Origin of the sequence: Bradyrhizobium sp. i1.15.2 (assembly GCF_040548425.1) — a bacterium.
Taxonomy (GTDB): Bacteria; Pseudomonadota; Alphaproteobacteria; order Rhizobiales; family Xanthobacteraceae; genus Bradyrhizobium; species Bradyrhizobium canariense.
Genome location: NZ_JBEPRQ010000008.1, coordinates 252,085 through 265,459, shown reverse-complemented (window position 1 = coordinate 265,459; position 13,375 = coordinate 252,085). Strand labels below are relative to the sequence as shown.

At 64.3% G+C, this 13,375-nt stretch carries 12 protein-coding genes; 10 read left to right on the top strand and 2 right to left on the bottom strand.

Going from position 1 to position 13,375, the window contains the following annotated elements:
- The first annotated feature begins 150 nt into the window (after positions 1–150).
- The 3 genes from ABIB80_RS17840 to ABIB80_RS17830 all read left to right on the top strand — a co-directional run bounded on the left by ABIB80_RS17840 (position 151) and on the right by ABIB80_RS17830 (position 2,820).
- Complete coding sequence (locus tag ABIB80_RS17840) at positions 151–1,506, top strand: 3-carboxy-cis,cis-muconate cycloisomerase (protein ID WP_007602416.1); 1,356 nt, start codon at positions 151–153, stop codon at positions 1,504–1,506.
- Between the two features lie 35 nt (positions 1,507–1,541).
- Entirely contained in the window at positions 1,542–2,324 is a 783-nt protein-coding gene (pcaD, locus tag ABIB80_RS17835; RefSeq protein ID WP_007602415.1) for a 3-oxoadipate enol-lactonase, read from the top strand.
- A gap of 103 nt (positions 2,325–2,427) precedes the next feature.
- The gene (locus ABIB80_RS17830) at positions 2,428–2,820 is read left to right on the top strand and encodes a carboxymuconolactone decarboxylase family protein (RefSeq protein WP_007602414.1); all 393 of its coding nucleotides are present in this window, start codon (positions 2,428–2,430) and stop codon (positions 2,818–2,820) included.
- On the opposite strand, the gene ABIB80_RS17825 is transcribed toward ABIB80_RS17830, so the two are convergent.
- Positions 2,782–3,318, bottom strand: coding sequence for a hypothetical protein (locus ABIB80_RS17825; protein ID WP_007602413.1), 537 nt, complete (start codon positions 3,316–3,318; stop codon positions 2,782–2,784). The two genes, ABIB80_RS17830 and ABIB80_RS17825, sit on opposite strands and share 39 nt — an antisense overlap.
- 344 nt (positions 3,319–3,662) lie before the next feature.
- On the opposite strand from ABIB80_RS17825, the gene ABIB80_RS17820 reads away from it, so the two are divergent.
- The 5 genes from ABIB80_RS17820 to ABIB80_RS17800 all read left to right on the top strand — a co-directional run bounded on the left by ABIB80_RS17820 (position 3,663) and on the right by ABIB80_RS17800 (position 8,756).
- Positions 3,663–4,580, top strand: coding sequence for an ABC transporter permease subunit (locus ABIB80_RS17820; RefSeq protein WP_007602412.1), 918 nt, complete (start codon positions 3,663–3,665; stop codon positions 4,578–4,580).
- Positions 4,581–4,591: 11 nt separating this feature from the next.
- On the top strand, positions 4,592–5,911 hold the full coding sequence (gene livM / locus ABIB80_RS17815; RefSeq protein ID WP_219684958.1) for a high-affinity branched-chain amino acid ABC transporter permease LivM: 1,320 nt from the start codon (positions 4,592–4,594) through the stop codon (positions 5,909–5,911).
- The gene (locus tag ABIB80_RS17810) at positions 5,908–6,741 is read left to right on the top strand and encodes an ABC transporter ATP-binding protein (RefSeq protein ID WP_007602409.1); all 834 of its coding nucleotides are present in this window, start codon (positions 5,908–5,910) and stop codon (positions 6,739–6,741) included. Before livM ends, ABIB80_RS17810 begins: the two co-directional genes overlap by 4 nt.
- Positions 6,738–7,478, top strand: coding sequence for an ABC transporter ATP-binding protein (locus tag ABIB80_RS17805; protein ID WP_007602407.1), 741 nt, complete (start codon positions 6,738–6,740; stop codon positions 7,476–7,478). The genes ABIB80_RS17810 and ABIB80_RS17805 overlap by 4 nt, the downstream gene beginning before the upstream one ends.
- Positions 7,479–7,637: 159 nt before the next feature.
- Positions 7,638–8,756 (top strand): branched-chain amino acid ABC transporter substrate-binding protein, encoded by a 1,119-nt coding sequence (locus ABIB80_RS17800; RefSeq protein ID WP_007602405.1) that lies wholly within the window; start codon positions 7,638–7,640, stop codon positions 8,754–8,756.
- A gap of 76 nt (positions 8,757–8,832) precedes the next feature.
- Here the strand turns inward: ABIB80_RS17800 and ABIB80_RS17795 are convergent, their stop codons facing one another.
- A complete protein-coding gene (locus ABIB80_RS17795; protein ID WP_219684959.1) occupies positions 8,833–9,225 on the bottom strand; it encodes a response regulator in 393 nt (130 codons plus the stop codon).
- 239 nt (positions 9,226–9,464) lie between these two features.
- Between ABIB80_RS17795 and ABIB80_RS17790 the strand changes: the two genes are divergently transcribed.
- Both ABIB80_RS17790 and ABIB80_RS17785 read left to right on the top strand, forming a co-directional pair.
- Complete coding sequence (locus ABIB80_RS17790; RefSeq protein ID WP_007602391.1) at positions 9,465–12,275, top strand: PAS domain S-box protein; 2,811 nt, start codon at positions 9,465–9,467, stop codon at positions 12,273–12,275.
- Between the two features lie 58 nt (positions 12,276–12,333).
- Positions 12,334–13,329 (top strand): P1 family peptidase, encoded by a 996-nt coding sequence (locus ABIB80_RS17785; protein ID WP_354128095.1) that lies wholly within the window; start codon positions 12,334–12,336, stop codon positions 13,327–13,329.
- The last annotated feature ends 46 nt before the right edge of the window (positions 13,330–13,375 follow it).

Genomic DNA, 13,375 nt, shown 5'->3' with positions numbered 1-13,375 from the left:
TAAACTATAAGGCAGCTCAAGTACCGCACGGAGGCGGCAAAAGAAAGGGTGGCCTCGGTCACGTGCAATGCATATTCGCAACTGCAAAAAGCTTGCGCCGCCGGTTTGGGATTGGCACAGGCGGGCCATGGTGGTTAGGTCCCGCACAATATGAGCACATCCCTCTCCCCCCTGCTCGCGCCGATGCTGTCGAGCGTGGCCATGCGTACGGTCTGCGACGACCGGTCGACCCTCCAGAACATGCTCGATTTCGAGGCAGCACTGGCCCGAGCCGAGGCGGCCACGGGTGTGATTCCCACGTCCGCGGTGGGCCCGATCGAAACCGCGTGCAAGGCCGATGTCTTTGACATGGCCGCGCTGGCCGAGGCCGCCACTCGATCCGGCAATCTCGCGATCCCCCTGGTCAAGATTCTGACCGCCAATGTCGGCAGGGCCGACGCAGAGGCCGCCCGCTACGTGCATTGGGGCGCGACCAGCCAGGACGTCATCGACACCGCGACCATGCTCACGCTTCGCGCCGGCATCGATGCATTGGACGCCGATCTCAGCCGCGCCATCAAGGGCTTTGCCGCACTGGCGCGGGCCCACCGCAACACGGCAATGGTGGCGCGAACCTGGCTCCAGCACGCCCTGCCGATGCCGTTCGGCCTGAAGGCCGCCGAATATGCCGCAAGCCTCGCCCGCGCCCGCTGCCGCCTCAGGCGGCTCTCCCGCGAGGGCCTCGCACTGCAATTCGGCGGTGCGGCCGGCACGCTTGCAGCCCTTGGCGACAAGGGGCTTGTCGTTTCCGAACGGCTCGCGCAAGAGCTGAACCTGCCGCTGCCCGAAGCCCCCTGGCACACCCACCGCGACCGCATCGCGGAAGTCGCATCAGCCTTTGCGATTCTCGCCGGCAGCTGCGGCAAGATTGCGCGCGACGTCTCGCTGCTGATGCAGACCGACGTTGCCGAGGCGTTCGAGCCGGCAGGGGAAGGCCGCGGCGGCTCCTCGACCATGCCGCACAAGCGCAACCCGGTCGCGGCCGCAAGTGCGCTCGGCTGCGCAACCATGGCGCCGCAGCTCGCCGCGACGATTTTCGCGGCCCAGGTGCAGGACCATGAGCGCAGCGCTGGCCCGTGGCACGCGGAATGGCCGACGCTGCCGCAATTGATGCTGGTCACCTCCGGTGCCCTCGCAGCCATAGTCGACATCGCGGAAGGACTCGATGTCGATGCAGCGCGCATGCGCAGCAATCTCGATGCGACCCACGGCCTGATCATGGCGGAAGCGGTCACCTTCGCCCTGGCCGAGACGATCGGCAAGAGCGATGCGCATCATCTCGTCGAAGCCGCGAGCAAGCGCGCGGTCGTCGAGAAGAAGCATCTGCGCGAGGTGCTCGCAGCCGATTCGCAGGTCACTGCGCATCTTTCGCCGGAAAAAATTGCGGCGTTGTTCGAGCCGATGGCCTATCAAGGCGCTTCCCAAGCCCTGATCGACCGTCTGCTCGACAGCCTCGAACGCGAATAAAACAGTCCTGAGCGCAAATAAACGGAGACGCCCGCATGCCCATGATCGATGCCGACGGTTGCCTGATCAACGTCTCCGTCGAGGGCCGCGACGGCGGGCCGACGCTGATGCTGTCAAACTCGCTCGGCTGCACGCTGCAGATGTGGGAGCCGCAGATGAAGGCACTGACGCAGATATTCCGCGTCATCCGCTACGACCGCCGCGGCCACGGCAAGTCCAACGTTCCGCCTGGCCCCTATACGATGGAGCGCTTCGGCCGCGACGTGCTGGCCATCCTCGACGACCTCAATATCGAGAAAGTGCACTGGTGCGGCCTGTCGATGGGCGGCATGGTCGGGCAATGGCTGGGCGCGAACGCGCCGGAGCGCTTCGGCAAGCTCATCCTCGCCAACACCTCCTGCTACTATGCCGAGCCAACCAAATGGCTCGAGCGCATCGACGCCGTGAAGAAGGGCGGCATCGCTTCCGTCGCCGATGCCGTTATCGCCGGCTGGCTCACCCAGGATTTCCGCGAGCGCGCGCCCGACATCACCGCCAGGATGAAGGCGATGCTGCTGGCCTCGCCGGTCGAAGGCTATCTCGCCTGCTGCGAGGCGCTGTCGACGCTCGACCAGCGCGCGCTGCTGCCGAAGATCAAGAGCCCGACACTGGTGATCGCCGGCCGCCACGACATGGCGACGCCGATTTCGGCGGGTGAATTGATCCGCTCAAGCATTCCCGGCGCGAGCATGACCATCATCGACGCCGCCCACATTTCCAATGTCGAGCAGCCGCACGCGTTCACCGACGCGGTGGTGGGCTTTTTGACGCAACGTTAGTCACAACCGTGATTGCGAGCGCAGCGAAGCAATCCAGAAATCCCTCCGCGGTGACAGACTGGATTGCTTCGCTACCTCGCAATGACGGAGAGGAGGATAGAGAATGGACGACCAGAAACGCCGCGATGCCGGCATGAACGTGCGCCGAAAAGTGCTGGGCAATGCCTGGGTCGACAAGTCGATCGCGGGTCGCAATGCATTCAACACCGATTTCCAGGACATGATCACCCGCTACGCCTGGGGCGAGACCTGGACGCGGCCGCATTTCGACGAGCGCACGCGGCGGGTGCTGGTGATCGGCACCATGGTTGCGCTTGGCCAATGGGACGAATTCCGCCTGCATGTGCGCGCGGCCCTCGCCGAGGGCGGCTTCACGCCCGACGACATCAAGGAAATCCTGCTGCAGCAGGCGATCTATTGCGGCGTGCCGGCGGCGAACCACGCCGTCAAGGAAGCCTCAGCGATTGTGCAGGAGCTCGGCCTGCTCAAGACCTAGCGGCGGAGTGGCCTCTACGGTCTTCTGAACGATCTTGGGCGCCGCCTCGGGCCGTTCGATCACCACCACGATGGCGGCACCGAGCAAGAGCAGGAGCTCGGTGGCGTGCAGCCGCAGCGCGGCCATCTCGCCGACCTTCGAAGCCATGATCATGCTCGCAAACGAGATCAGGCTGCCGATCGCAAGCGCAATGCCGAGCGCTTCGTCGCTACCCCCGTTCTTGCGGATGCGGGGAATGCAGAGCAGCGCAAGGTAGATCGCAAAGAACGCCACCACCGTCAGTCGCCCCAGTGCCAGCAGCCAGGCGGCGCGCACCGTGTCCATCCCCGCCATCTGGAGATGGTCGCTGAGGAAAAGCGCCACTGCGACGCTCGGCCGCTCATAGAGGCCGTGCACCGGCGCCACCATGATGTTGAAGGCGACGAGGGTCCAGGCCGGGATGAAATAGGCCGCCAGAAGTGCGCCGTTGACCGAACCGATCCGCCAGTTTCCGAACATGCCGCTTCCCGCTTCGTTTGGTCCGCGCCTTCGATGGAAGGCTTTGCCGGGAGCTAACTCGCATCAGACTGTGGTGGCAATTTAAACCCTTTGTTTACCTTAACTGGCACCCACAGGCTTGCAATTGGGGCACCGGGGGAACCGGTTCCGCCCATTGCGGGGGGAACCAGAGCGCCAAATGATCTCTGTAAAAGCCTTGATGCAGAGGCGGGGCCGGTTGCAGCCGCCAGTTCCCTCCTGTTACAAAACGAGAATGCTTAAGGGCTGCCGGGGCCCGAGAAGAAACCAGCACTCTCTCTCGAAGAGCTCCCTTTGAGCCGCGTCAGATTTGGGTACGGCAGCCTATGGATTATTTCGCCCAGCAGCTCATCAACGGCCTCGTGCTCGGCTCGATCTACGGGCTGATCGCGATCGGCTACACGATGGTCTACGGCATCGTCGGCATGATCAACTTCGCCCATGGCGATGTCTTCATGATCGGCGGCTTCATCGCGCTGATCACCTTCCTGCTCCTGGTCTCGACCGGCCTGACTGCGGTCCCGGTGATCCTCTTGATCGTGATTCTGGTCTCGATGGCGGTCACCGCCCTGTATGGCTGGACCATCGAGCGCATCGCCTACCGTCCGCTGCGCCACTCCTTCCGCCTCGCGCCGATGCTGTCGGCGATCGGCATGTCGTTCGTGCTGACCAACTATTCGCAGGTGGCGCAAGGCGCGCGGGTAAAGCCAGTGCCGCCAGTGATCACCGGCGGCTATACGCTGCACGAGAGCGCCGATGGCTTCGTCATCCAGCTCTCCAACATCCAGATCGTGGTGGTCATCACCACCATCGTGCTGCTGGCGATCTTCACCTGGCTGGTGTCGCGCACCCGGCTCGGGCGCGACATGCGCGCCTGCGAGCAGGACCAGACCATGGCGGCGCTGCTCGGCGTCAACGTCGACCGAACCATCTCCATGACTTTCGTGATCGGCGCTGCGCTCGCCGCAGTGGCCGGCCTGATGTACCTGCTCTATTACGGCTTGGTCGATTTCTTCATGGGCTTCGTCGCCGGCATCAAGGCGTTCACCGCGGCCGTACTCGGCGGCATCGGCTCGCTGCCCGGCGCCATGCTCGGGGGGCTGGCGATCGGGCTGATCGAGACGTTCTGGTCGGCCTATTTCTCGGTCGAATACAAGGACGTCGCCGCGTTCTCGATCCTGATCGTCGTGCTGATCTTCATGCCGACCGGCCTGCTCGGCCGCCCCGAAGTCGAAAAAGTCTGACGGTCGCGCGCGTGAAAACTCCCTCGATCAATACGGCCAAAACTGCATCGGGCATCCCCGCTCTCCTGAAGACCGCCTGCGTCAACGCGCTGATCGCGCTGGTGCTGTTCTCGCTGATGGTCGGCGTCCGCACCGAAGCTGGTTCCGACGGCCAGCTCACCTATTGGACGCGCTTCGGCGATGTAGCCTCCCTCGTTGCCGCGGTATTCGGCGGTTCGATCGTGCTCGAGCTGCTCAAGCAATGGATCGGTCCAACGGGCGCCGAGAAGCTGGTGCCGCCGGCGGTGCAGAGCGGAATGTCGTTCCTCGGCCGCTATCTCGCACCGGCGCTCCTGATCTTCACGCTGCTGGTGCCCGTGATCTTCTATGACCAGCGCTACATCCTCGATCTCGCCATCCTCGTGCTCACCTATGTGATGCTTGGCTGGGGGCTGAACGTCGTGGTCGGGCTGGCCGGCCTGCTCGATCTCGGCTACGTCGCCTTCTATGCGGTCGGCGCCTATTCTTACGCGCTGCTCGCGACCAATTTCGGCTGGTCATTCTGGATCTGCCTGCCTCTAGCGGGCGTCCTCGCCGCATTCTGGGGCGTGCTGCTCGGCTTCCCCGTGCTGCGCCTGCGCGGCGACTATCTCGCCATCGTGACGCTCGCCTTCGGCGAGATCATCCGCCTCGTCATCATCAATTGGCAGGATCTGACAGGCGGGCCCAACGGCGTCTCCAGCATTCCCCGCCCCTCCTTCTTCGGTATCCCCCTCGACAACAGCGACAACGGGCTCGCCGCCAGGCTCGGCATCGAATATTCGCCGACCCACCGCATCGTCTTCCTGTTCTACCTGATCCTGGCGCTCGCGCTGCTCACCAACTGGGTGACGATCCGGCTGCGCCGCCTGCCGATCGGCCGCGCCTGGGAAGCCCTGCGCGAGGACGAGGTCGCCTGCCGTGCGCTCGGCATCAACACCACGACCACCAAGCTCACGGCATTCGCGACCGGTGCGATGTTCGGCGGCTTTGCCGGCGCGTTCTTCGCGACCCGCCAGGGCTTCATCAGCCCCGAATCCTTCACCTTCCAGGAATCGGCGCTGGTGCTCGCCATCGTCGTGCTCGGCGGCATGGGCTCGCAGCTTGGCGTGGCGCTCTCCGCACTCGCCATGATCGGCGGTTTCGAGCTGTTCCGCAGCCTCGAGAGCTACCGCATGCTGGTGTTCGGCATGGCCATGGTGCTGATCATGATCTGGCGGCCGCGCGGCCTGATCGGCCATCGCGCACCGACCGTGTACCTGACCAAGGCCCACGCGATCTCATCCGACCTCGTCAAGGAGGGGCACGGATGAGCCGCGACCAGATTCTCGAGGTCGACCGGCTCACCATGCGCTTCGGCGGCATCGTCGCAGTCCAGGACCTGTCGTTTGCTGCAGAGCGGAACAAGATCACCGCGCTGATCGGACCCAACGGTGCCGGTAAGACGACGGTCTTCAACTGCATCACCGGGTTCTACAAGCCGAGCGGCGGCGCCATCCGCCTCAGCCATGACGACGGCAAGGTGATCGCGCTGGAACGGCTGAACGATTTCCGCATCGCCAAGCAGGCCAAGGTCGCCCGCACCTTCCAGAATATCCGCCTGTTTCCCGGCATGACCGCGCTGGAAAACCTGATGGTGGCGCAGCACAACGCGCTGATGCGCGCCTCCGGCTTCACCTTGCTCGGGCTCATTGGCGCGCCCGTCTACCGCGGCGCCGAGAAACGCGCGATCGATCTCGCCACCGACTGGCTCAAGCGGGTCAATTTGCTCGATCGCGCCGACGATGCCGCCGGTAATTTTGCCTATGGCGACCAGCGACGGCTCGAGATCGCACGCGCGATGTGCACCGAACCCGCGCTCTTGTGCCTGGACGAACCCGCCGCCGGGCTCAATGCGCGCGAGAGTGCCGCCCTGAGCGAACTGCTGCTGTCGATCCGCAACGAGCTCGGCACCTCGATCCTGCTGATCGAGCACGACATGTCTGTGGTGATGGAGATCTCCGACCACATCGTGGTGATGGACCACGGTGTGAAGATCTCTGAAGGCTCCCCGCGCGAGGTTCGCGACGATCCAAAGGTGATCGCCGCTTATCTCGGCACCGATGAGGAAGAGGCGGTGGCCGTGATGGAGAGCGGGTCGTGACATCGCCCACTGCCCTGCTCGCGGTCCACGGCCTTCGCGCCTCCTACGGCAAGATCGAGGCGCTGAAAGGCGTCGACCTCGATATCAATGCCGGCGAGATCGTGGCGCTGATCGGCGCCAATGGTGCCGGCAAATCGACACTAATGATGACGATCTTCGGCAAGCCGCGCGCCCGCGCCGGCCAGATCCTGTACGAAGGCCGTGACATCACCGAAGTGCCCACCCACGAGATCGCGCATTTGCGCATCGCGCAATCGCCGGAAGGCCGCCGCATCTTCCCGCGCATGAGCGTGGCGGAAAATCTCCAGATGGGGGCGGACGCCACCGAATGCACCGACGCGGAACGCGAGACGACGCTACAACGCGTGTTCACGCTGTTTCCGCGGCTGAAGGAACGCTACGGCCAGCGTGGCGGAACCCTGTCCGGCGGCGAGCAGCAGATGCTGGCCATCGGCCGCGCCTTGATGAGCCGTCCTCGCCTGCTCCTGCTCGACGAGCCCTCGCTCGGTCTGGCGCCGCTGATCGCGCGCCAGATTTTCGATGCGATCCGCACCCTGAACCGGCAGGATGGCCTGACCGTGCTGATCGTCGAGCAGAACGCCAACCATGCGCTCAAGCTCGCCCATCGCGGCTATGTCATGGTCAATGGCCTGATCACGCTGGCCGGGACCGGCGCCGAGTTGTTGCAGCGCCCCGAGATTCGCGCCGCCTACCTGGAAGGCGGCCGGCACGGTTGAGGCCGCCCAAGGCGAACCCGTGCTGCCGAATGTGGCGAGATATCTCTGCCCATGCCCGTATTTTGCCGGTGACTTCTCCTCGAATTCATTCAAGAATGGCGCCGGTTTGAACCGGGTATGCCCGGTAACTTCCACAGGCGACCACCCTCGAGGTATCTCATGAAATCACTGAAGCTCATCGGTCTGGCATTCGGCGCATCGATCGCGCTGTCGAGCGCAGCATTCGCGCAGGATGTCACCGTCGCAGTCGCAGGTCCGATGACCGGCGGCGAGTCCGCTTTCGGCCGCCAGATGAAGAACGGCGCCGAGATGGCCGTAGCCGACATCAACGCCGCCGGCGGTCTCAATGGCAAGAAGCTCGCGCTGTCCGTCGAGGACGACGCCTGCGATCCGAAGCAGGCGCGCTCGATCGCCGAGAAGATCGCCGGCGCGAAGATCCCCTTCGTGGCCGGGCATTATTGCTCGTCGTCGTCGATCCCGGCGTCGGAAGCCTATGCCGACGGCAACGTGCTCCAGATTACTCCCGCCTCCACCAATCCGAAGTTCACCGATAGCGGACTGTGGAACGTGGCGCGCGTCTGCGGCCGCGACGACCAGCAGGGCCTGGTCGCCGCCCAGTACATCGCCAAGAACTACAAGGGCAAGAACATCGCCATCCTCAACGACAAGACCACCTACGGCAAGGGTCTTGCGGACGAGACCAAGAAGGCGCTCAACAAGGCGGGCGTCACCGAGAAGATGTACGAGTCCTACAATAAGGGCGACAAGGACTTCAACGCGATCGTCTCGCGACTGAAGCGCGACAACATCGATCTCGTCTATGTCGGGGGCTACCATCAGGAGAGCGGCCTGATCTTGCGCCAGATGCGCGACCAGGGCCTCAAGACCGTGCTGATGGCCGGCGACGCGCTCGCTGACAAGGAATACGCCTCCATCACCGGCCCGGCCGGCGAAGGCACGCTGTTCACCTTCGGCCCCGATCCGCGCAACAAGCCGACCGCGAAGAAGATCGTCGAGGCCTTCAAGGCCAAGAACATCGATCCCGAGGGCTACACGCTCTACACCTACGCGGCGATGCAGGTCTGGTCGCAGGCGGCCAAGAAGGCCGGCACCACAGATGCCAAGAAGGTCATGGCGGCCATCAAGGCCGGCAAGTGGGACACCGTGATCGGGCCGATCGAGTATGACGCCAAGGGCGACATCAAGCAGCTCGACTACGTCGTCTACAAATGGGACGCCAAGGGCGGCTACGCCGCGATCAGCGGCAACGGCACCTAAGCACGGTTGCCGGGGCCTGAAGGCCTCATCAAATCATCATCGCGCCCCGGCTTGCCCCGGGGCGTTTCTTCCTGCGTCAGGAACAGACGGCTGCGGGCAGCGCGCCGTCCGCCGCGACTTGGGCCTTCCTTAGCGCTTGAAGAAGATCGTTCGGCCGAAACGGCTTTTGCAGGCAGACCACGTTGGCAAGGTGAGGCGATTGTTCCATGAAATCCAGCGCCGTCATCCCCGACACGGCAACGACCGGGAGGGTCGGTGCAAGCTCGCGCAGGGTCGCGATGACCTCGACGCCGCTGGTATCGCCGAGGAAAATGTCCACGATTGCCGCATCGAAGCGGGCGTCGGTGAAGGCTTTTACCCCGGCTGCGCCGCTATCGGCCTCAACGACGTCGTAACGGTTGACGCGCAGCACGATCGCGACCATCGCCCGGACGTCCTTCTGGTCGTCGATGATGAGAACGCGGGGCATAGGAACAACTCCCGGATCGTGAAATCAAAATGCCTGATTCAAACCTGGAACCCGTAGCAGCGGGAGAGCATTATAGCACCGTCCAGTAAAGCGCATCTTACCCGATCCCCCGTGCGCGTTCCCCCTAAAATTAAGTAAGCTGTAACCTTCGGTTGAGTCGCGGTGGGTTTTGTCATGATGCGTGCCCAGAACTAGCTACCATGGACAGAAACTGATTAAGCCAAATGAGATTGGCAAAAATGCTCAAGACCGATCTGCGAGAGCTGCACGTGTCCGCGCCGACCGATCGGAACACATTCCTTTCGACGCTGCCGGCGACCCCGAAAGACCGCACCGCAGCATTGACGATCGTGGGCGTCTCCTCGATCCTGTTCGCAATGGCCGTGCCCTTCGCAGGTATCCCGCTGCTGCCTGTGCCAGCCTTCGTCGCGAGCTATCAATCCGCTCTCGTCGTCGCGGACATCGTGACGGCGGTCCTGCTGTTGTCGCAGTTTGCGGTGCTCAGGACCCGCGCGCTGCTCGTGCTCGCGGCCGGCTATCTGTTCACCGCCGCCGCCGCCGTGGTCCACGCCCTCACCTTCCCCGGACTCTTTTCGCCGACCGGGTTGCTGGGGGCCAACCAGCAGACCACGGTCTGGCTCTACATGATCTGGCACGGCGGCTTCCCACTCTGTGTGCTGGCCTATGCCTGGCTGAAGGAGGCCGAGGGCGGCGCCAGGATCGCGGGCTCGGCAAGCAAGGCGATCTACGCCAGCGTGGTCGGCGTCGTCGCGGTCATGATCGTCTTGACCTGGGCCGTCATTGCCCAGCACGACCTGCTTCCGGTCCTGCTGCGCGATGGCCGTTACACGCAGATCATGATCGGCGTGGTGTCCTTTGTCTGGTCCTTGAGTTTCGCCGCGCTGGTCTCGCTGTGGTTCCGCCGTCCGCATTCGGTCATCGATGTCTGGCTCATGGTGGTGATGTGCGCATGGCTGTTCGACATCGCGCTGTCGGCGATCGTCAACGTCGCGCGCTTCGATCTCGGCTTCTACGCCGGTCGTGTCTACGGCCTTTGCGCGGCGACCTTCGTGCTTGCGGTGCTCCTGATCGAAAATGTCCGCCTCCAGGCGCACACGCTGGGCCTCGTCGGCAGGCTGCGCCAGCAGTCGGCATTGGATCGCGATTACTACGGCAAGCGCCTTGCCCTGTACGGCGCCGTCGTCGAATCCGCCAATGATGCCATCATCACGAAGACGCTCGACGGTGTCATCACGGGCTGGAACAAGGCCGCCGAACATCTGTTCGGCTATGCCGCCGCGGAGGCCATCGGGCAGCCCATCGACATCATCGTGCCGGAGGACCGCAAGGCCGAGGTCAGGGGTATCCTGAACCGGGTCGGCGGCAACGAAACGATCGCCCAGCACGAGACGGTCCGCATCCGCAAGGACGGCCGGCGCGTCGATGTCGTCCTCAATGTTTCTCCGCTCAAAACAGCCAGCGGAGAGATCATCGGCGCCTCCAAGATCGCCCACGACATCACGGAAGAGAAGCAGGCACGAGAAAAACTGCGCCGCGAGGTCGAGGAGCGGGAGCGGATCTTCGAGACCTCACAGGACCTGATCCTGGTCACCGACGGTTTTGGCAATTTCATCCAGGTCAGCCCGAGCGTGAAGACCATTCTCGGCTTGAATCCGGAAGACATGATCGGGCACAGCGCCACCGAGTTCATTCATCCCGATGACCTCCAGAAGACGCGCGACGAGATGCGCGCGGCGCGGCGTGGCGCGGTCAAGCGCAGCTTCGAGGCACGCTACTACCATTACGACGGTCACGAGGTCACGCTGAACTGGATGGGCACCTGGTCCGAGCCGGTCAAGCGCCATTTCTTCATCGGCCGCGACCTCACCGAGAAGCAGGCAGCCGAGGCGCAGTTCAGGCACGTCCAGAAGATGGATTCCATCGGTCAACTGACCGGCGGTGTCGCGCACGACTTCAACAATGTGCTGACCGTCATCACCGGCACCATCGGAATTTTGGCGGACGCGGTCGCTGACCGTCCCGAGCTCGCCGCCATCACCAAGCTGATCGACGACGCCGCCGAGCGCGGCGCGCAACTGACCAAGCATCTGCTCGCCTTCGCCCGCAAGCAGCCGCTCCAGCCGCGCGAAATCGACGTCAACGCATTGACGCTCGAGGCCGCAAAGCTCCTGCATCCCACGCTTGGCGAGCAGATCACCATCATGCCGCAGCTCACCGAAGATGCGTGGCCGGCACTTATCGACCCGGGTCAGCTTTCCACCGCGATCCTCAATCTCGCGCTGAACGCGCGCGATGCCATGCCCGACGGCGGCACGCTGGTGCTGGAGACCCGCAACATCTTCCTCGACGACGGCTATGCCAGCATGAATCCCGACGTGGTGGCCGGCAATTACGTCATGATCGCCGTCAGCGATACCGGCTCCGGAATCCCGCCGGAGTTGATGGACCGGGTGTTCGATCCCTTCTTCACCACGAAGGAGGTCGGCAAGGGCACCGGCCTCGGGCTCAGCATGGTGTTCGGCTTCGTCAAGCAGTCCGGCGGACACATCAAGATCTACAGCGAGGAAGGCCACGGCACGAGCGTGAAGATCTACCTGCCGCGCTCGAGCGGCGTGCAGGAGACCGAATTCGAGGCGCTCCAGAACGCACCCGTCACCGGCGGCCGCGAAAAGATCCTGATCGTCGAGGACGACGCGCTGGTACGGCAATATGTCGTGACTCAGATCAAGAGCCTCGGCTATACCGCCCTCGAAGCCGCCAACGCGGCCGAGGCCCTCGTCATCATCGACGCCGACAAGAACATCGACCTGCTGTTCACGGACGTCATCATGCCCGGCAACATGAACGGCCGCCAGCTCGCCGACGAGGCGGCTCGCCGCCGCCCCGACCTGAAGACGCTGTTCACCTCGGGCTACACCGAGAACGCTATCGTCCATCACGGGCGGCTCGATTCCGGCGTGCTGCTGCTGGCGAAGCCCTACCGCAAGTCCGAACTCGCCAAGATGCTGCGGACCGCGCTCGCGGGTTGAGCCTGCGGCATCCCTGCGATATCGCTGAAGCGAGCGCCTTTCAGCCTTCGGAGCCGCCTTGAAAAACCTTCTCACCGATATCGCCGGCGTCCGCGTCGGCCATGCCGAGGATGCGAAAATCGCCACTGGCACGACCGCAATCATCTTCGACGCCCCCGCGGTTGCGGCCATCGATGTTCGCGGCGGCGGACCCGGCACGCGCGAAGACGCGTTGCTCGACCTCGCCAGCACCGTCGATCGCGTTGACGCGATTGCGCTGTCCGGCGGCTCCGCCTTTGGAATCGACGCCGGCGGCGGCATCCAGGCCTGGCTCGCCGAACAAGGCCGCGGCCTTCGGATTCGCGAAGCGGTGATTCCGATCGTGCCGGGCGCGATCGTTTTCGACCTGCTCAACGGTGGCGACAAGGCCTGGGGACGCTTCGCGCCCTATCGCGATCTCGGCTACGCCGCAGCGTTGGCCGCCGGCGACGATTTCGCGCTGGGCAGCGTCGGCGCCGGCCTCGGTGCCACCACCGCGACCTTCAAGGGTGGACTAGGCTCGGCCTCCGCGGTCCTGGCCAATGGCATCAAGGTCGCCGCGATCGTGGTCGTCAACGCGGTCGGCAGCGCAACCATTGGCGAAGGGCCTTGGTTCTGGGCTGCGCCGTTCGAGGAGAACGGCGAGTTCGGCGGGCGCGGCCTGCCGTCCGCGTTCACGCCGGACATGCTGGCGATGCGCATCAAGGGCGGACCCGCCGCGAGCGCGCGTGAGAACACCACGATCGGCCTCGTCGTCACCGATGCCACGCTGACCAAGGCCCAAGCCAAGCGGCTTGCGATGATCGCGCATACCGGCTTCGCCCGTGCGATCTATCCGGTGCACGCCCCGACCGACGGCGACGTGCTGTTCGCCGCCGCAACGGGCGAGAAGCCGATCGAGCCGCTGGTCGGCCTTACTGAGCTCGGCACGGTCGCCGCCAACGTGGTCGCACGCGCGATCGCCCGCGGCATCTACAACGCAACGGCCCTGCCGTTCGCCGGCGCGATGCCGGCCTGGAAGGATCGGTTCGGATAGAAACGAAACGGCTGACACGGCGTTACCTTGGCGCACAAGGTGCACA

Coding starts and splice junctions, on each gene's coding strand:
- ABIB80_RS17810 (WP_007602409.1), top strand. CDS start 5,908: ATGAGCCGCGACCAGATTCTCGAGGTCGACCGGCTCACCATGCGCTTC.
- ABIB80_RS17795 (WP_219684959.1), bottom strand. CDS start 9,225: ATGCCCCGCGTTCTCATCATCGACGACCAGAAGGACGTCCGGGCGATG.
- ABIB80_RS17825 (WP_007602413.1), bottom strand. CDS start 3,318: ATGTTCGGAAACTGGCGGATCGGTTCGGTCAACGGCGCACTTCTGGCG.
- ABIB80_RS17830 (WP_007602414.1), top strand. CDS start 2,428: ATGGACGACCAGAAACGCCGCGATGCCGGCATGAACGTGCGCCGAAAA.
- ABIB80_RS17800 (WP_007602405.1), top strand. CDS start 7,638: ATGAAATCACTGAAGCTCATCGGTCTGGCATTCGGCGCATCGATCGCG.
- ABIB80_RS17820 (WP_007602412.1), top strand. CDS start 3,663: ATGGATTATTTCGCCCAGCAGCTCATCAACGGCCTCGTGCTCGGCTCG.
- pcaD (WP_007602415.1), top strand. CDS start 1,542: ATGCCCATGATCGATGCCGACGGTTGCCTGATCAACGTCTCCGTCGAG.
- ABIB80_RS17790 (WP_007602391.1), top strand. CDS start 9,465: ATGCTCAAGACCGATCTGCGAGAGCTGCACGTGTCCGCGCCGACCGAT.
- ABIB80_RS17840 (WP_007602416.1), top strand. CDS start 151: ATGAGCACATCCCTCTCCCCCCTGCTCGCGCCGATGCTGTCGAGCGTG.